The sequence below is a fragment of the Actinophytocola xanthii genome (assembly GCF_001921205.1).
GTDB classification, from domain to species: Bacteria; Actinomycetota; Actinomycetes; order Mycobacteriales; family Pseudonocardiaceae; genus Actinophytocola; species Actinophytocola xanthii.
In genome coordinates, this window is the sequence record NZ_MSIE01000114.1 from 1 (window position 1) to 17183 (window position 17183).

14 protein-coding genes are annotated in these 17183 nt (G+C 72.3%); 10 read left to right on the plus strand and 4 right to left on the minus strand.

Features of this window, described 5'->3' with window-relative positions:
• Both BU204_RS36150 and BU204_RS36155 read right to left on the minus strand, forming a co-directional pair.
• Positions 1-593 (minus strand): dihydrofolate reductase family protein (locus BU204_RS36150; RefSeq protein ID WP_075130306.1); only part of this gene is annotated, 593 nt, incomplete at its 3' end.
• A gap of 32 nt (positions 594-625) precedes the next feature.
• Complete coding sequence (locus BU204_RS36155) at positions 626-3190, minus strand: AfsR/SARP family transcriptional regulator (protein ID WP_075130307.1); 2565 nt, start codon at positions 3188-3190, stop codon at positions 626-628.
• Positions 3191-3228: 38 nt separating this feature from the next.
• Here BU204_RS36155 and BU204_RS36160 point away from each other — a divergent pair, with 38 nt between their 5' ends.
• Genes BU204_RS36160 through BU204_RS36175 form a run of 4 tightly spaced genes read left to right on the plus strand, consistent with a single transcriptional unit; the run spans position 3229 to position 8423 of the window.
• The gene (locus tag BU204_RS36160; protein ID WP_083661948.1) at positions 3229-4188 is read left to right on the plus strand and encodes a GNAT family N-acetyltransferase; all 960 of its coding nucleotides are present in this window, start codon (positions 3229-3231) and stop codon (positions 4186-4188) included.
• Between the two features lie 29 nt (positions 4189-4217).
• Complete coding sequence (locus BU204_RS36165) at positions 4218-4961, plus strand: type 1 glutamine amidotransferase (protein ID WP_075130308.1); 744 nt, start codon at positions 4218-4220, stop codon at positions 4959-4961.
• A gap of 9 nt (positions 4962-4970) precedes the next feature.
• A complete protein-coding gene (locus tag BU204_RS36170) occupies positions 4971-7946 on the plus strand; it encodes a bifunctional [glutamine synthetase] adenylyltransferase/[glutamine synthetase]-adenylyl-L-tyrosine phosphorylase (RefSeq protein WP_075130309.1) in 2976 nt (991 codons plus the stop codon).
• A 54-nt stretch (positions 7947-8000) separates the two neighbouring features.
• The gene (locus BU204_RS36175) at positions 8001-8423 is read left to right on the plus strand and encodes an acyl-CoA thioesterase (RefSeq protein ID WP_075130310.1); all 423 of its coding nucleotides are present in this window, start codon (positions 8001-8003) and stop codon (positions 8421-8423) included.
• A gap of 71 nt (positions 8424-8494) precedes the next feature.
• Here the strand turns inward: BU204_RS36175 and glnA are convergent, their stop codons facing one another.
• On the minus strand, positions 8495-9919 hold the full coding sequence (gene glnA / locus BU204_RS36180; protein ID WP_075130311.1) for a type I glutamate--ammonia ligase: 1425 nt from the start codon (positions 9917-9919) through the stop codon (positions 8495-8497).
• A gap of 167 nt (positions 9920-10086) precedes the next feature.
• Between glnA and BU204_RS36185 the strand changes: the two genes are divergently transcribed.
• Together BU204_RS36185 and BU204_RS42110 are read left to right on the plus strand one after the other, a co-directional pair.
• The gene (locus BU204_RS36185; RefSeq protein ID WP_233161025.1) at positions 10087-10572 is read left to right on the plus strand and encodes an RDD family protein; all 486 of its coding nucleotides are present in this window, start codon (positions 10087-10089) and stop codon (positions 10570-10572) included.
• A gap of 75 nt (positions 10573-10647) precedes the next feature.
• On the plus strand, positions 10648-12678 hold the full coding sequence (locus BU204_RS42110) for a sensor histidine kinase (protein ID WP_075130313.1): 2031 nt from the start codon (positions 10648-10650) through the stop codon (positions 12676-12678).
• A gap of 186 nt (positions 12679-12864) precedes the next feature.
• Here BU204_RS42110 and BU204_RS36195 read toward each other — a convergent pair whose 3' ends face one another.
• Positions 12865-13599 carry a DUF4191 domain-containing protein gene (locus tag BU204_RS36195; RefSeq protein ID WP_075130314.1) on the minus strand — a complete coding sequence of 245 codons (735 nt, stop codon included), beginning with the start codon at positions 13597-13599 and terminating at the stop codon, positions 12865-12867.
• Positions 13600-13691: 92 nt separating this feature from the next.
• Between BU204_RS36195 and BU204_RS36200 the strand changes: the two genes are divergently transcribed.
• The 4 genes from BU204_RS36200 to BU204_RS36210 all read left to right on the plus strand — a co-directional run bounded on the left by BU204_RS36200 (position 13692) and on the right by BU204_RS36210 (position 16822).
• Positions 13692-15782: an ATP-dependent DNA helicase UvrD2 gene (locus BU204_RS36200; RefSeq protein ID WP_075130315.1), complete on the plus strand. Its 2091-nt coding sequence runs from the start codon at positions 13692-13694 to the stop codon at positions 15780-15782.
• 116 nt (positions 15783-15898) lie between these two features.
• The gene (locus BU204_RS39710) at positions 15899-16099 is read left to right on the plus strand and encodes a hypothetical protein (protein WP_143230005.1); all 201 of its coding nucleotides are present in this window, start codon (positions 15899-15901) and stop codon (positions 16097-16099) included.
• Between the two features lie 115 nt (positions 16100-16214).
• Positions 16215-16598 (plus strand): WhiB family transcriptional regulator, encoded by a 384-nt coding sequence (locus BU204_RS36205; RefSeq protein ID WP_075130316.1) that lies wholly within the window; start codon positions 16215-16217, stop codon positions 16596-16598.
• Positions 16595-16822 (plus strand): hypothetical protein, encoded by a 228-nt coding sequence (locus tag BU204_RS36210; protein ID WP_075130317.1) that lies wholly within the window; start codon positions 16595-16597, stop codon positions 16820-16822. Before BU204_RS36205 ends, BU204_RS36210 begins: the two co-directional genes overlap by 4 nt.
• Positions 16823-17183: the final 361 nt, after the last annotated feature.

Consider the following 17183-nt stretch of genomic DNA (forward strand, 5'->3'; position numbering starts at 1 on the left):
CGAACTCGGTAGCGCAGGTGGGTCACGCCGTCGCCCTGGACGACCGCGATCGGGCCGTCGAACTGCACCGGCGTCGCGGCGAGCTCACCGAACAGGGTCTTTCCCGCGCCCAGCACAACCGGCACCAGTTCGACGCCGACCTCGTCGAGCAGGCCGGCCTCCAGCGCCTGGCGAGCCATCTGACCGCCGTTGACGACCACGTCCTTGTCCCCGGCGATCTCCTTCGCCCTGGCCACCGCGGCCTCGATGCCCGCGGTGACGAAGACGAAGTTCTCGTCGTCCTCCGGTCGGTCGGCCGGGCGTTGATGGGTGAGCACGACCGTGGTCACGTCGATCGGGTGGCGGCCACCCCAGGCGTTCGTCATGTCATAGAGGTGCCGGCCGACGACCAGGGCACCGGTGTTCCCCCACTCCCGCCTGACCAGCTCCGCGCTCGCCGGGGAGAGGCGCAGCGGCGGCACGTAGGGACTGGCGGTCGGGAGCTCGACCTCGCCGTTGCCGTACCACTGGAACAACAGGTCGAAGCCGCTTTCTCCGGGGCCGGCGATGTAGCCGTCGATCGACATCGTCGCACCGGTGATGGTCCTGCCCATCTCGTCGTTCCCTTCGCAGAAAGGTGGTCTCCTCAACGCGTCGGACGACGGTCCGCCTTTTCGACATCCCCGCTCGCCCGGCCCAGGTCGTTGAGCACGCAGACCTCCAGGCCGCGGTTGCCGCCCGCCCGCGCCAGCTCCAGCGCCCGTCCCAGGTAGGCGACACCCTCGCGCTGCCGTCCGAGACCCTCGTAGACATCTCCCAGGTTGGCCAGCAGGTAGGCGACCAGACCCAGGTCCCCGCACTCCCCGGCGATCTCCAGGCCCTGGGTGAGTACCTCGGCTGCCAGCGCGTACTGACCGGTGAGGCCGCACAGGTCGCCGAGGTTGTTCAGGGCGACACCCTCCCGGTGGCGGTGCCCGTTGCCGCGCGCCACCGCCAGCGCGTGCTCGTAGTGCTCGAGCGCGGCCTCGTACTCCTGGCGTTGCTCGTGGGCCGCGGCCATTCCGCAGGCCGCACACGTCTCCAGAACCGTGTCCCCGTGGCGCCGGGCGTGGCGAAGTGCGCGCTCGTGGTGCTCGAGTGCCTCGCCCGTCCTGCCGAGGTGGAGCAGGACGGTCCCGAGGTGCAGGAGCGCGTGGCCGTGCTCACGACTGTCGGGCCCGGTGGCGTCCCGTGCGCGGCCGTGCAGGGTGAGCGCGTCCTGGTGGTGTGCTCCCGCCTCGAAGTACCTGAACACGGTCATCGCCAGCCGACCGGTGTCGTCGACCGCGGCGGCGGCGACCAGGTTGGCCCGCTCGGTGTCCAACCAGTCGCGGGCCTGGTCGAATGTGGCGAACTCCGGTGTCGGCCACACCACCTCGTCGACCTCCGGGCGGCGGTAGGACTCGGCGGGGGCGAAGCGACGCATGGCCGCGACCGCGGCGTGGCGGTAGTAGGCCAGCAGCCGAGCCCGACCGTCGCCGTCGTCGGGCAGCTCAGCCGCGTAGAGCCGGACGAGGTCGTGCATGCGGAAGCGCCCGGGCCGGTTCTCCCGCACCAGGTGTGCCGTGGTGAGGCGACGGACGAGCCGCGCCGGTTCGCCGGGCGCCAGCAGGTGGGCTGCCGCCAGCAGGCCGATGTCCGGTCCGGGTGCCCGGGCCAGCAGGCGGAACGCCCGTGCTGTCTCCTCGTCGAGTGCCCGGTAGGACACCGAGAACACCGCGCGCAGACCGCTCCCGGGTTCGTCGGGGTCGAGCGCGTCCAGGCAGGCCGAGCGCAGCTCGCCGGCAAGCCCGGCGAGCCCCGGCCCGGTGGCGGCGCGGGCGGCGGCGACGCCCAGCGCCAGCGGAAGCCCCGCGCAGCGGAGCGTGATCTCACGCACCGCCTCGGGTTCGGCGGACACCGCGGCGGTGCCGAGCCGCCTGGTCAGCAGCTCGACCGCCGCCGCGTCGGTGAGCAGTGGGAGCGTGAGCACGCCGGCGCCCTGACCGCAGATGAGACCGGTGAGCTGGCTGCGGCTGGTGACCAGCACCGCGCTGGGTCCCGTGCCGGGCAGCAGCGGGGCGACCTGCGCGAGGTCCCTGGCGTTGTCGAGGACGACCAGCGTCCGCCGCCCCGCGATCATGCTTCGGTACAGCGCCGCCTGGGCGTCGAGCTCGGCGGGGATCGCCGCCGGTGCGGTCCCGAGCCCGGCGAGCAGGCCGCGCACCGCGGTCGCCGGTCGCATCGGCTCGGCGGTCGGGTCGAACCCGCCGAGGTTCACGTACAGCTGCCCGTCGGGGAAGCGGTGCGCGTTGTCGTGCGCCCAGCGCAGGGCGAGCCACGTCTTGCCCATCCCGCCGCCCCCGGTGATCACGACGACCGGCGACGCGGCCAGCAGCTCGCCCAGCCGCGCCAGCTCCGCGGCCCGGCCGGTGAACGACGGCGGCGAGGCGGGGAGCTGGCGCGGCACGATCGGTCCGCCCGCGGTCAGGACCTGGTGGTGGACCCCGCGCAGGTCCCCGCTCGGGTCGGTCCCGAGCTCCTCGGCGAGCCGGCCGCGTACCCGCTCGAAGTACCGCAGCGCGTCGGCCTGCCGGCCCCCCACGTGCAGCGCGAGCATGACCTGTCCCGCGAGGCGTTCGTTGGTCGTGGTGGCCGCGGGTGCCTCGGCCAGAACCCGGTCGTGCAGCCCGAGCCGAAGCCGGACGTCGTTGCGGTCCAGCTCGGCGGCCTGCCGCCGTCGTGCCAACCGCTCCCGGATCTCCCCGAACCACGGCGAGTCCAGCCCCGCGAACGGCTCGCCCCGCCACAACCCGAGAGCCTCGTCGAACGCGGCGAGCGCGGTCTGGTCGTCCTCGGCGGCAGCGGCCCGGTCGGCCAAGCGGAGGAAACGGTGTACGTCGACGCTCATCGGCTCCGCGGTGAGCACGTAGCCACTGCCCCGCCGGTCGATCGCCACGCTCGCCCGCAGCCGGGACAGGTAGCTGTAGAGCGCGTCCCTGGGGTGGCGCGGCAGTCGCTCGCCCCACGCCCGGTCGATCAGCGCGTCGCGCGACACGACCTGGTTGACCTCCACCAGCAGCACCGCCAGCACTGCGCGCTGCCTGGCGTGCCCGAGCGGGACCGGCGAACCCGTGGCCTCGACCTCGCCCAACAGCCGGAAAACCAGCACGACCCACCCCCGAAGGTTCATGCAAGGTTCTCACAGGATCGGGCCGCCACCGTGGCGGCATGAACTGGGATCTCTCGATGCACGAGGCGTGGACCGCCGGCTGGTACCGCACGGCGGAACGGAGCCGACTGGCAAAATCGGTGGACTACGGTCCCGAGACCGAGCCACCCTGGGGCATGGACGTCCAGACCTATGAGGACCCGGCCGAGTTCCGGGCCGCGGTCGGTGACTTCTACCTCGCCGATCCCGTCCGCCACACCCTGGCGGTCACCGTTCTGGACCGCTACCTGGACGACCCCTCGATCGACCCGGTCATGTTCACCGTCCACCACCAGGGTGCGCTGTGCGGGGTGGGGCTGCGCACCCCGCCCTGGCCGCTGATCGTCAGCGGGTTGCCGCCGAGCACCGCCCGTGCCGCTGTCGAGCTCCTGGCGGACCTCGACCCCGATCTGCCCGGTGTCAACGGCCCCCGTGAGCTGGCCGAGGTCTTCGCCGTCGAGTGGGCGGCGCTCACCGGCGCCGGCCTGCGGGAGGTGATGGCCGGCCGGCTCTACGCCCTGGGTGAGCTCCGCCCGCCCGCCGTGTCCGGGGCTGAGCGCGTCGCGATCGAGGCCGACGTCGAGCTGCTCACGCGTTGGCGCAGCGAGTTCACCAGCGAGGCGCTGGGCCACGAGCACGTCGTGCGGCACGCAGAGGAGATCCTCCGCGGTGCGCTCCGCCGCGGCGAGGGCGTGGTCCTCTGGGAGGACGCCGGTGAACCGGTGGCCTGGGCGACCGCGAGCGTCCCGACCGGTGCGATGTCGCGAATCGGCCCGGTCTTCACGCCGCCGGACCTGCGTAACCGCGGCTACGGCTCGGCGGTCACCGCGGCCGCCGCCCGCTGGGCCGGCGCCGCCGGGGCCGAGCACGTCCTGCTGTTCACCGACCTGGCCAACCCCACGTCGAACTCCATCTACCAGAAGATCGGCTTCCGGCCGGTGTTCGACACCACCGAGATCGAGTTCACCGCCCCGGCCTGAGCCGCCCGCGCGTGACTACCCTGGAAGGCGTGACCAGCCTGCTCGTGATCCAGCCCGACGCCCAGGACCCGCCGGGTCCGCTCGGTGACTGGCTGACCGCCGCCGGCGCCGACCTGCACCTCGTGACCCCGTCGACCCTGCCGGCCGACCTCGCGGGGCATGCCGGGCTGGTCGTCCTCGGCGGCGAGATGGGTGCCACCGACGACCTCGACTACCCGTGGCTCGCCGACGTCCGGCGGCTGCTGGCCGAAGCCGTCACCCGGCAGCTGCCGACGCTCGCGATCTGCCTCGGCGCCCAGCTGCTCGCCGTCGCCGCGGGGGGCACGGTCGCGCGGGGCGCGGACGGGCCGGAGATCGGTCCCGCCCTGGTCGCCAAGCGGGACCTCGGCTGGACCGACCCGCTGTTCGCCGAGCTGCCGCTGATGCCGGACGTCCTCCAGTTCCACTCCGACGTCGTCGAGCGGCTGCCGCCGAACACGGCGCTGCTCGCCGCGGCCACCCGCTACCCGAACCAGGCGTTCCGGATCGGGAGGTGCGGTTACGGGCTGCAGTTCCACATCGAGACCACGACCGACACCGTCCTCGCCTGGGCCCGGGACCACGCAGACGAGGCCGAGTTCGCCGCTCCCGGCGCACTGCGCAGGGAACGCCTCGACCAGCTGCATGCCGACCTGGAGGAGACCTGGCGCCCGGTGGCGGAAGCGTTCGTCCGGCTGGCGTCCGGTGAGCTCGCCGCCGCGTCGCGCCCGCAGCTGCCCCTGCTCGGGCAGTAGGGCGGGGCGATGGCAGACTCCGTCCGCGCCACGCCCTCGATCGCCCGCTTCGGGCTCAGCGGGGACCGGGCCGCGGAGTACCTGCGGGCCGCCGGCTGGTGGTCCGACGCCGGGCCGGCTTCCGACCACGAGTCCAGCATGGCCGGCCTGTCCCGCAGCCCGGACCCGGATCTGGCGGTGCTCGGGATCGACCGGCTCCGCGACTCGGACGAGGACGGATGGTCGGGTCTGAGCCGAGCCGTGGCGACCGACCGCGGGCTGCGCGGCCGGCTGCTGTCCGTGCTCGGCACGTCGACGGCGCTGGCCGACTTCGTGATCTCGCGGCCGGGGGAGTGGCGCCGGCTGCTGACCGACCGCCAGCACTCGGTCGCCGACTACTCCCGCGTCCTGCTGGAGGCGGTCGAGGCCGACGGCGACGGCGTCGCCGGGCTCACCAGAGCCGATGCCGTGCGCGCGCTGCGCGCCGCCTACCGCGGGCTGCTGCTGGAGATCGCCGGCGACGACCTCGGCCACCTCGTCGAGCGGGACCTGCCGGAGCCGAGCTACGCCCAGACCACGGCTCGGCTGACCGCGCTCGCCGAGGCCGGCCTGCATGCCGCGCTCGCCGTCGCGGCCGCGGGTGAGGCCAGGGACACCTGCCGCCTCGCGGTCATCGCCATGGGCAAGTGCGGCGGCACCGAGCTGAACTACGTCAGCGACGTCGACGTGCTGTTCGTCGGGGACGGTGACATCGACGCCGCGACCCGCATGGCCAGCACGATGATGCGGGTCGCGACCCAGGCCTGCTTCGAGGTCGACGCCGCGCTGCGGCCGGAGGGCAAGGCCGGGCCGCTGGTCCGCACCCTCGACGGGCATGCCGCCTACTACCGGCGGTGGGCGCGCACCTGGGAGTTCCAGGCGTTGCTCAAGGCCCGCCCGGTCGCCGGGGACGCGGAGTTGGGCGAGGAGTACCTCGACGTCGTCCAGCCCCTGGTCTGGTCGGCGGCGGACCGGGACAAGTTCGTCGACGACGTGCGGTCGATGCGGCGCCGGGTGGAGGACCACGTGCCGGCGGGACTGACCGACCGGGACCTCAAGCTCGGCCGCGGCGGGCTGCGGGACGTGGAGTTCGCGGTGCAGCTGCTCCAGCTCGTGCACGGCCGCACCGACGAGGCGTTGCGCCTGCGCTCCACCGTGGACACCCTGGCCGCGCTGGGCGCGGGAGGCTACGTCGGGCGCGCCGACGCCGCCGAGCTCGGCGAGTCCTACCGGTTCCTCCGCCTGCTGGAGCACCGCCTGCAGCTGCGCAAGCTGCGCCGAACCCACCTGTTCCCCGCGGACGCCGACACCGATGACCTGCGCTGGCTCGCCCGGGCGGTGGGCATCCGTCCCGACCGCGGCCGCGGTGAGGGGCAGGTGCTGCTCGAGGAGTACCGCCGGCACGGTCGGCGGGTGCGCCGGCTGCACGAGAAGCTGTTCTACCGGCCGCTGCTGGAGGCCGTGGCCCGGGTGCCCGGGGAAACCCTGCGCCTGTCGCCCAAGCAGGCCCAGGTCAGGCTCGCCGCCCTCGGCTACGCGGCTCCCGACGGTGCGCTGCGCCACATCGAGGCGCTCACCACCGGTGTGTCCCGGCGCGCCGCGATCCAGGGCACGTTGCTGCCCGCGTTGCTCGAGATGCTGGCCGAGACCCCCGATCCGGACGGCGGCCTGCTGGCCTACCGCCGGGTGTCCGAGGCGCTGTCCGGCATCGACTGGTACCTACGGGTGCTGCGGGACGAGGCGGCCGTCGTCGAGCGGCTCGCGGTGCTGCTCGGGACCTCGAAGCTCGTGCCCGACCTGATCATGCGTGCCCCCGAGGTGCTGCGGCAGCTCGGCGACCCGGAGAAGCTGGCCGGCCGGGACCCGGCCGACGTGGTCACCTCGATGCGGCAGGCGGTCAACCGGCAGGCGTACCTGGGCAACGCGGTCGCCGCGGCGCGCTCCCTTCGGCGCCACGAGCTGCTGCGGCTGGCGGCGGCGGACCTGTTGGGGTTCTTGGACCTGCTGTCGGTCTGCCGCGGGCTGTCCAACGTGTGGGTGGCCGTGCTCCAGGCGACGTTGGCCGTCGTCGACCGGGCGGAGAGCGCCGCGTCCGGCCGCAAGGCGACCATCTCCGTGATCGGCATGGGGCGTCTTGGCGGGGCCGAGCTCGGCTACGGCTCGGACGCCGACGTGCTGTTCGTCTGCGAGCCGACCGACGGCTCATCGGACTCCGAGGCGGTGCGCTACGCGGGCCGGGTCGCGCAGACCGTGCGCAAGCTGCTTGGCGCGCCGAGCCAGGACCCGCCGCTGCACGTGGACGTCGACCTGCGCCCGGAGGGCAGGCAGGGCGCGATCGTGCGCACGCTGGACTCCTACCGGGCCTACTACGGGCAGTGGGCCGAGGTGTGGGAGGCCCAGGCCCTGCTGCGGGCCCGGCCGATCGCCGGCGACGAGAGCCTGGGCGCGCGCTTCATCGAGCTGGTCGACCCGCTGCGCTACCCCGAAGGCGGGCTGGAGGCCGACCGGGTTCGGGAGATCCGCCGGATCAAGGCCAGGGTCGACACCGAACGCCTGCCGCGCGGCGCCGACCCGGCGCTGCACACCAAGCTCGGCCGGGGGGGCCTGGCCGACATCGAGTGGACGTTGCAGCTGTTGCAGCTGCGCCACGGCTCGGCGGTGCCGGCCCTGCGTACCACCTCCACGATCGACGGGCTCGGTGCGGCGGAGGCGGCCGGCCTGCTTGACGACGTGGACGCGACGGCCCTGCGCGAGGCGTGGCTGCTGGCCACCAGGACCCGCAACGCGCTCACGGTCGTGCGGGGAAAGGTGGCCGATCAGCTGCCGACCTCCGGTCGGGAGCTGGCGGCCGTCGCCGGGGTGCTGCGGTCCACGACCGACCCCGACACCGGCGAGTTCCTCGACTCCTACCGGCGCACGATGCGCCGGGCGCGGGCCGTTGTCGAGCGGTTGTTCTACGAGGACTGAGCCGTCGGTCACGCTCCACCCGGCGTTGTCGGTACCGGCTCCTACAGTGGGGCGGTGACCTTTCGCATCCCCGTCACCGTGCGCGGCTACGAGCTGGACGCGCTCGGGCACGTCAACCACGCCGTCTACCACCAGTACGGCGAGGTGGCGAGGACGGCGGGGTTCACCGCGGCCGGCTGCGACTGGAACGGCCTGGTCGAGCAGCGCACCGCGCCGGTCCTGCTGTCCACGACGGTTCACTTCCGCCGCGAGCTGCGCGGCAACGAGACCGTCGAGGTCTCCTGCGAGCTGAAGTTCGGTACCGGCAAGACCTTCCACATCGACTCGATGATCACCAAGGCGGACGGCACGCTCGCCGCCGAGCTCTACTGCGTCGCCGGTCTCATGGACCTCGACGCGCGCAAACTCCTCGAGGACCCGAGACGGGTCCTCGAGAAGTCCGGCCTGCGCCCGGAGGTTCTCGCCGGACAGGACTGAGGCGGACGGGAACAGAAACGGGCCGGCGGCCGGGATTCCCCCAGGACCGCCGGCCCGTTGCCGGTGGTGAATCAGACGTCGTAGTAGAGGGCGAACTCGTAGGGGTGCGGCCGCAGGCGCAGCGGGTCGATCTCGTTCTCGCGCTTGAAGTCGATCCACGTCTCGATCACGTCGGGGGTGAACACCCCGCCCTCGAGCAGGAACTCGTGGTCGGCCTCCAGGCTGTCGAGCACCGCGTTCAGCGACGCCGGCACGGTGGCGACGTCCTTGGCCTCGTCCGGCGGCAGCTCGTAGAGGTCCTTGTCGATCGGCGTCGCCGGCTCGATCTTGTTCCGGATGCCGTCCATACCGGCCATGACCATGGCGGAGAACGCCAGGTAGGGGTTGCCGGAGGAGTCGGGGCAGCGGAACTCGATGCGCTTGGCCTTCGCGTTGTCGCCGGTGATCGGGATGCGCACGCATGCCGAGCGGTTGCGCTGCGAGTAGACCAGGTTGACCGGGGCCTCGAAGCCGGGCACCAGGCGGTGGTAGGAGTTCACCGTCGGGTTGGTGAACGCCAGCAGGCTCGGCGCGTGGTGCAGCAGGCCGCCGATGTAGTGCCGCGCGGTGTCGGACAGCCCGGCGTAGCCGGACTCGTCGTAGAACAGCGGCTCCCCGTCCTTCCACAGCGACTGGTGGCAGTGCATGCCGGAGCCGTTGTCGCCGAACAGCGGCTTGGGCATGAACGTCGCGGTCTTGCCGGCGGCCCAGGCAGTGTTCTTCACGATGTACTTGAACAGCTGCAGGTCGTCGGCCGCGTGCAGGAGCGTGTTGAACTTGTAGTTGATCTCGGCCTGGCCCGCGGTGCCGACCTCGTGGTGGGCGCGCTCGACGGTGAAGCCCGACTCCATCAGCTTCAGCGAGATCTCGGCGCGCAGGTCGGCGAAGTGGTCGACCGGCGGCACCGGGAAGTAGCCGCTCTTGTACTTGGTCTTGTAGCCGCGGTTGCCGCCGGCCTCGTCGACGCCGGTGTTCCACCAGCCCTCGACCGAGTCGATCTCGTGGAAGGAGCCGTTCTCCGCGGAGTCGAAGCGCACCGAGTCGAAGATGTAGAACTCGGCCTCGGGACCGAAGTAGGCGGTGTCGGCGACACCGGACTCGTTCAGGTACTCCTCGGCCTTGCGGGCGATGTTGCGCGGGTCGCGGCTGTACGCCTCGCGGGTCAGCGGGTCGTGCACGAAGAAGTTGATGTTGAGGGTCTTGTCGGCCCGGAACGGGTCCAGCCGCGCGGTGGCCAGGTCCGGGAGCAGGAGCATGTCCGACTCGTGGATCTGCTGGAAGCCACGCACCGAGGAGCCGTCGAAGGCCAGGCCCTCGCTGATCGTGTCCTCGTCGAACGACTGCACCGGCACCGTGAAGTGCTGCATGATGCCCGGGAGGTCGCAGAACCGGACGTCGACAAACTTCACCCCTTCGTCGGAGATGAAGCTCAGGACCTCGTCGGAAGTGTTGAACACGCTCGTTGGCTCCTTACTTGCGGACCGGCTTCGCCGTCGCGGCCAAGCTATGAGTGCGGTGTTGCCCGACCATCACCCTCATGTTTCGCCGGTGTTAACGACCGGGTGTAGAACATCCGAGCATGCCAGTTGGCACCCTCCGGCGCACCTGGTCCTACGCTGGAGGGGTGAGCGACAGGTGGACCGGTACGTGGCTGTCCGGGCCGGGTTCGGCGAGCGGTCCGGGGGAGGACCCGCCGAAGTGGCCCGGCGAGGGCATGGGGCTGCCGGAGGCCGGTCCGGGCTCGGTCGCCGGCCGGGGAGCGAGGTTGGCCGCGTTCGTGCTGGACCTGGTCGTCGCGTCGCTGCTGACCAGCCTGTTCGTCGAGGTGGACGTGGCAAGGCCGGAGGTCATGAGCACGTTCAACGCCTGGGCGGTCCTGGTCTGGTTCCTGGTCTCGGCCGGCGCCGTCTCGGTGTTCGGCTTCACTCCCGGGATGTTCGCCCTGGGTGTCCGGGTGGTGCGGGTGGACGGCACGCAGTTCGTCGGGCCGCTGCGCGCGGTGGTCAGAACGGCCATGACGGCGGTCATCCTGCCGGCCGCGCTGATCGACGCGAACGGGCGCGGACTGCACGACAGGGCAGTCGGAACGGTCGTCGTTCGCACCCGTTAGGCCGGTGACGAGGCGGCGGCGCCCCCCATACGATCTGCGTCGTATTGGATGAGTCCCCTGCCCGAGGAGCCGGACATGCGCACGCGCCGGCCGGGGGAGGGCGGATCGTCCCACCGGCTCCTCGGCGGTGTGCTCGCGGCCCTCGGCCTGCTGACCGGTGTCGCCGCGGCGGTCACCGCGCAGGTCGCCGATGCCTGGGCGTACTCCGGCTACGACCCGGTGCCGTTGAACATCGCGGTCGCGGTCACGTTCTCGGCGATGGGCGGGCTGGTCACCTGGCACCGGCCGGCCAACGCCCTCGGCTGGACGATGCTCGTGATCGCCGCCTGGACCGGGCTCGGGGTGCTGATGACCTCGCTCGCCGGCGCTTTGGGGTCCGCCGACGACCCGGTGGTGAAGGTGCTGGTCGGTATCCAGGTCTGGTTCTGGGCGCCGCCGATCTGGGCCATCACGACCGTGCTGCCGATGATCTACCCCGACGGCCGGCTGCCGAACCGGCGCTGGTGGTGGGCGGTCGCGCTCTGTGGGGTGGGCATCCTGGTGTACGAGGTCGGCCTGGCGCTGACCGAGGAGGTCTTCCCCGCCCGCTACGTCGTGCCCAACCCGCTGGCGCGGCCGCAGTGGCAGGAGCTGTCGAGGTTCTGCCTGGTGGCGGGCGAGTACCTGCTGCTGGCGGCGACGGTCGTGGCCGTCGGCGGGCTGGTGGCGCGGTGGCTCCGCGCGACCGGCGTGCGCAGGCGGCGGATGTCGTTGCTGTTGCTGGCGTTCCTGTTCGGGGCGGGACAGGCGGTGCTGCGCGAGAGCCTGTCCGGCCAGCTGCCGCAGGTGGTGAACCGCGCGCTCGAGGTCGTCGCGTTCATGCTGATCCCGCTGGCCATCGCGGTCGCGGTGACCCGCGAGCGGCTGTTCGACCTCGACCTGGTCGTGCGGCGGGCGGTGGTCGGGGTGGCCGCTGCCGGGGTGCTGCTCGCGGTCTACCTCGGCGGGTTCGCCCTGCCGCCGGTCGCGGCGCTTCCGGCATGGGTGGCGGGTGCGTTGCTGTTCCCGGTGGCGTTGCTGGCGATCCGCCAGACCCGCCGGTTCGTCTGGGGTGCGCGGGTGGACGTCGTGGACGTGGCGGTGCGGCTGGGGAACCGGGTGCGCAACCAGCTGGAGACCGCCGAGGTGCCGAGTGCGGTCTGCGAGCAGCTGGTGCGGTCGCTGCGCCTGCGCATGGCCCGGCTCGAGCTCGACACCGACGCCGGCTTCCGGCGGCTGGCCGAGGTCGGCGCCCCCGACGACGCCGAGCAGGCCGAGCAGGCGACGTTCGAGCTGTGGTACCGAGGCGTCCGAGTAGGCAGGCTGCTGGTGCTCCCGCCGGTCGGCCGGTCCTATGTAGACGACATGCGCGCCCAGGCCCTGGTGTCGCTGGCCGACCAGGTGGCCCCGGTGGTGGCGGCCCTGCGCCTGGACGAGGAGCTGCTGCGCAGCCGCGAACAGCTGGTGACGGCGCGGGAGGAGGAACGCTCCCGCCTGTCGCGGGAGCTGCACGACAACGTGGGCCCGACGCTCGCCGGCACTCGTCTGCAGATCGAGTCGGCCCGCTCGGCGCTGCCCGACGAGTTCGCCCGTGCGGCGCTGGAGCGGGCGATCCAGGGCATCGACGAGGCACTGCTCGTCGTCCGGCGGGTCGTGCACGGCTTGCGGCCGCCGGAGCTGGACGCCCTGGGCCTGTCGGGTGCGCTGCGTGAGCTGGCGATCTTCCTGTCCGGACCGTCGCTGAAGGTGGAGACGACCCTGTCACCGGAGCTGACGGTGCTGTCCAAACAGGTGGAGGTCGCCGCCTACCGAATCGTCGCCGAGGCGCTGACCAACGTGGTGCGCCACGCCCGTGCCACCCGCGCGGAGGTCACCGTCGACCTCGACGGGACGCACCTGGTCGTCGAGGTGAGCGACGACGGGGTGGGCGTCTCCGCGGAAGCGACCCGGCAGGGGATGGGCCTGCGGTTCATGGCGCAGCGGGCCCGGGAGATCTCCGGCCAGTTCAGCTACCGCAGCGACGAGACCGGCACCGCCGTCCGCGCCGTGCTGCCCGTGGTTCCCGCACCAGCGCATGAGGCGAGATAACCCGCTCGCAATCGTTTGCTCCTGCGGGCTGGTGGCTCGAGCGGCCCGTGGGCGGCCCTGTTCGGTGCGTGGGCCTGCTTGGTGCTCGGGCGTGCTTGGTGCTCGGGCGTGCTTAGCGCTCAGGCGTGCTTAGCGCTCGGGCGTGCTTAGCGCTCGGGCGCGGTCGCGGCGTGGTCCGGGCGGCGCTCAGCGGCGGCGCATCGCGCGCTGGACGCTGCGCATCTTGGCGCCCTGCGGCATCGGGCCCTTCGGCATCTGGGCGCCGGCGGCGCGCTGGGCCAGCGCGGACATGCGCTTCTCCAGGGCGTCGATCTGCACGGGCTTGAGGTTGTTCGGCAGCTTCATGATGCGTGACTGGAGCTTGCCGAGCGGCACCTGGTTCTCGTCGTTGCCGACGACGAAGTCGTAGATCGGGGTGTCGCCGATGACCCTGGCCACCCGCTTCTTCTCCTGCGCGAGCAGGGTCTTCACCCGGTGCGGCGCACCCTCGGCGACCAGCACCACGCCCGGCCGGCCCAGCACCCGATGCACGAAGTCACCCTGCGTGGTGCCGGCGACCGCGGACGTGACCCGCCAGCGACCGCGCATGTTGTCCAGCGCCCAGCCGGCCGCGCCGGGCTGGCCGTCGGCCTTGGCGTAGACGTTGCGCTGGACCCGGCGTCCGAACAGGATCACCGCGGCGAGCAGGCCGAAGGCGATGCCGACCGGGAGCAGGAACCACTCGATCCCGAGGAGCAGCCCGATGCCGAACACCACGCCCGTCACGACGACGAACGCGACCAGCATCAGCGGGATGAGTGCCTTGTCCTCCTTGCGTTGCATGTTGAACGCCTGGAAGATCTGCTTCCGCTTGGCCTTCGACGCCGCCTTCCGAGCCTTCTTCGCCTCGGCGGCGGCCGCCTTGTCCTGCTTCTGCGCCATAACTACAGGATACGGGCCCTGCCTACAGCCGACTCGCGCCGGCACCGTGTCCGTCCCGGACCGGAGCGCCGCGGTCTGTCAGGATGCCCCCCATGGTTGGGCGGCAGGCGGAGGCGGAGATCCCCGAGGACGGACCGCTCGCCGGTCTCGACCCCGAGCAGCTCGCCGCGGTGCGGGCCCCGCGGGGTCCGGTCTGCGTGTTGGCCGGCGCCGGCACCGGCAAGACCCGGACGATCGTCCACCGCATCGCCCAGCTCATCCACACCGGCCACGTCGCGGCTGGTCAGGTGCTCGCGGTGACCTTCACCGCCCGCGCGGCCGGCGAGATGCGTACCCGGCTGCGTGCCCTCGGCGTGCACGGCGCCCAGGCCAGGACCTTCCACGCCGCGGCGCTGCGTCAGCTCCGCTACTTCTGGCCGCGGGTGGTCGGCGGGCCGCAGTGGGACCTGCTGGACGGCAAGCTGCGGGTGGTCAGCCAGGCCGCGCACCGGGCCGGCGCGGGCACCGAGGCGGAGGTGCTGCGTGACCTCGCCACCGAGATCGAGTGGGCGAAGGCGTCGCTGGTCACCCCGGACGACTACCCGGCCGCCGCCGGGCGGGTGGGTCGCCAGTCGCCGGCGCCGGTGGAGCTCGTGGCGAGCGTGTACCGCTGGTACGAGGCGTTCAAGGCCAAGGCCAACCTGCTCGACTTCGACGACCTGCTCCTGCACACCGCCGCCGCGCTGGACGAGCACCCGGCGGTCGCGGAGGAGTTCCGCGACCGGTACCGGTGCTTCGTGGTCGACGAGTACCAGGACGTGACGCCGCTGCAGCAGCGCGTGCTCGACGCGTGGCTCGGTGACCGCGACGACCTGACCGTGGTGGGCGACGCCAACCAGACGATTTACTCGTTCGCCGGCGCGTCACCGCGGCCGCTGCTGAACTTCACCCGTCGGTTCCCGACCGCCACGGTTGTGCGACTCGAGCGTGACTACCGGTCGACCCCGCAGGTCGTGTCGTTGGCCAACCGGGTGATGGCCGCCGCGCGGGAGCGGCCGGCCGGGTCGCGGCTCAGGCTGGTCGGCCAGCGGCCGGAGGGCCCCGAGCCGTCGTTCGCCGAGTACGAGGACGAGCCGACCGAGGCGGCGGCGGTCGCGCGGCGGATCTCCGAGCTGATCGACACGGGCACGCCGGCCAGCCAGATCGCCGTGCTCTACCGGGTGAACGCGCAGTCGGAGGCCTACGAGCAGGCGCTGTCCGAACTGGACATCCCGTACCTGATCCGCGGCGGCGAGCGGTTCTTCGCCCGGGTCGAGGTGCGGCAGGCGACCGCTGCCCTGCGGACCGCCGCGGCCTCGGCACCGACCGGCGAGCTGCCCAAGATCGTGCGTGAGCTGCTCGAACCGCTCGGCCTGTCGGCCGAACCGCCGACCGGTGGGGCGGCCAGGGAGCGGTGGGAGTCGCTGCTTGCGCTGGTGGAGCTGGCCGAGGAGCTGGCCAGCCACGTCGAGGGGGCGGATCTCGCGCAGTACGTGGCCGAGCTGGACATGCGGGCGAGGGCACAGCACCCGCCGACCGTCGAGGGCGTCACGCTCGCGTCGCTGCACGCGGCCAAGGGCCTGGAGTGGGATGCCGTGTTCCTGGTCGGGCTGGTCGAGGGGACGATGCCGATCCAGCACGCGGACGGCAACGACGCGGCGGTGGAGGAGGAGCGGCGGCTGCTGTACGTCGGCGTCACCCGGGCCCGTGAGCACCTGGCGCTGTCCTGGGCGCTGGCGCGCGGGGAGGGCGGGCGGCGCAACCGCCGGCGCAGCCGGTTTCTCTATGGGCTGATCCCCGAGGACCACGCGACGGCCAGGCTCACCCGCGCCCGACGCGAGGCGGCTCCCGCGGCGGCCGCCCTGCGGTGCCGGGTGTGCGGGGCCGCGTTGATCGACGCGGTCGCGACCAAGCTGGGCCGGTGCGCCGGCTGTCCGGCGGATCTGGACGAGGAACTGCTGGTCAGGCTGAAGGAGTGGCGGGCGAGACGGGCGAGGGCGCTGAAGGTGCCGGCCTACGTGGTCTTCACCGACGCGACCCTGGTCGCCATCGCCGAGCAGCGGCCGGTGGACCCCGCCGGCCTGGTGTCGATCGCCGGCATCGGGGCGAGCAAACTGGACAAGTTCGGCAGTGAGGTGCTGTCGTTGCTGAGGTCGCGGCCGTGAGGCCGTAACAGTTCGTCGGGAAGTCTCGAAAAACCTGTTGCACGGCTGTGGTCAGGGGTCATAGCCTGCATGGGCAGGACAGAACCGCTCACGATCGCTCGAAGGAGGTGGCCCCGGTGAAGAACCTCGGCATCACGTGCACCGCGGGTTACCTCATGCCCTGGGGCACCCCTGTGTCCGTCGGCGGCGACGCGCATCGCGTCAATCAGGCGAAGCGACAGCGGTACACCGCTGCCGCCCGGCCCGTCCGCGTGCCGGCGCTGATCGTTGATTTCCCGTATCCACTGTCCGCTCTGACTTGTGAGCTGAGAACTTGACGCCACGTCAAGTCGCCAGGCTCACGAAGGCCGCGGACCCGTAAACGGATCCGCGGCCTTCGTGTTTTTTGAGGTACTGCAACGAAACCGCGATAGAGAACTGGAGTTCCACCTGATGAGTACCGCGACTGTCCCACTGGAAGGTGGGGCACCTCCGGAACTGTTCGACCCGGGAGCCGGCGTGAGCGAGTTGCTGGACATCGCGCCGGCGGCCGGGTTGGACCTGCCCTGCAGGTCGGGCGACAACCCGGACCTGTGGTTCGCCGACACTCCGGCCGACCTCGAGCTGGCGAAGCGGCTCTGCGTGGACTGCCCGGTCCGCAGCGAGTGCCTCGCCGGTGCGCTGGCCCGGCAGGAGCCATGGGGGGTCTGGGGCGGCGAGATCTTCGAGCGCGGAGCGGTGATCGCCCGCAAGCGGCCGCGAGGCCGTCCGCGCAAGGAGGACGTTGCTCGTGAGGCGGCCGAGCGGGCCGCACGCGCCCAGGAGGCAGCCGCATGAACCCGATGGTGATCGATCAGCTCAACGACCTCATGTACGACAACCGCTTGAAGGGTTCCCAGTCAATGCTGATCTACGAAAGTCTCGCCAGAGAACGAATGCGTGAGGCGGAGCAGGTCGCGCAGCATCAGCGCCTGGTCCGCCGGTTGAACTCCGTCAGGCGTTGGGAGCGGCTGTCCAAGTGGGTGGCCAGGCGCGCGGAGCGCGCCAACGCCCTGCTCTGAGTTCCGACCCGGACACCGGCCGCCCGCCACCACACGGTGGCGGGCGGCCGCCGTCTGCGTACGCACACGTACCCGAAACGGCGCGGTAACACTGCCGTCACCGACCGAGACCGCCTCGCTCGTATCGTGTCTGGCTGGTCTTGCACCCGGCCCACAGGACGACGAGTGCCCTCCCACGACGACGATCCTCGGAACGACCCGTCCGCCAAGCGCCGCCGCCAGGCAAAACGCACGAGAACACGAGGAGTGGGCCGGACCGGCGCCCGCTTCCCCGCGGCCGCCACCCTCGCCGACTCCCCAGGCGCCGCCGATGCTGCCGTCGCCGGCCCCGTCGCCGGCCCCGTCGCCGGCCCCGTCGCCG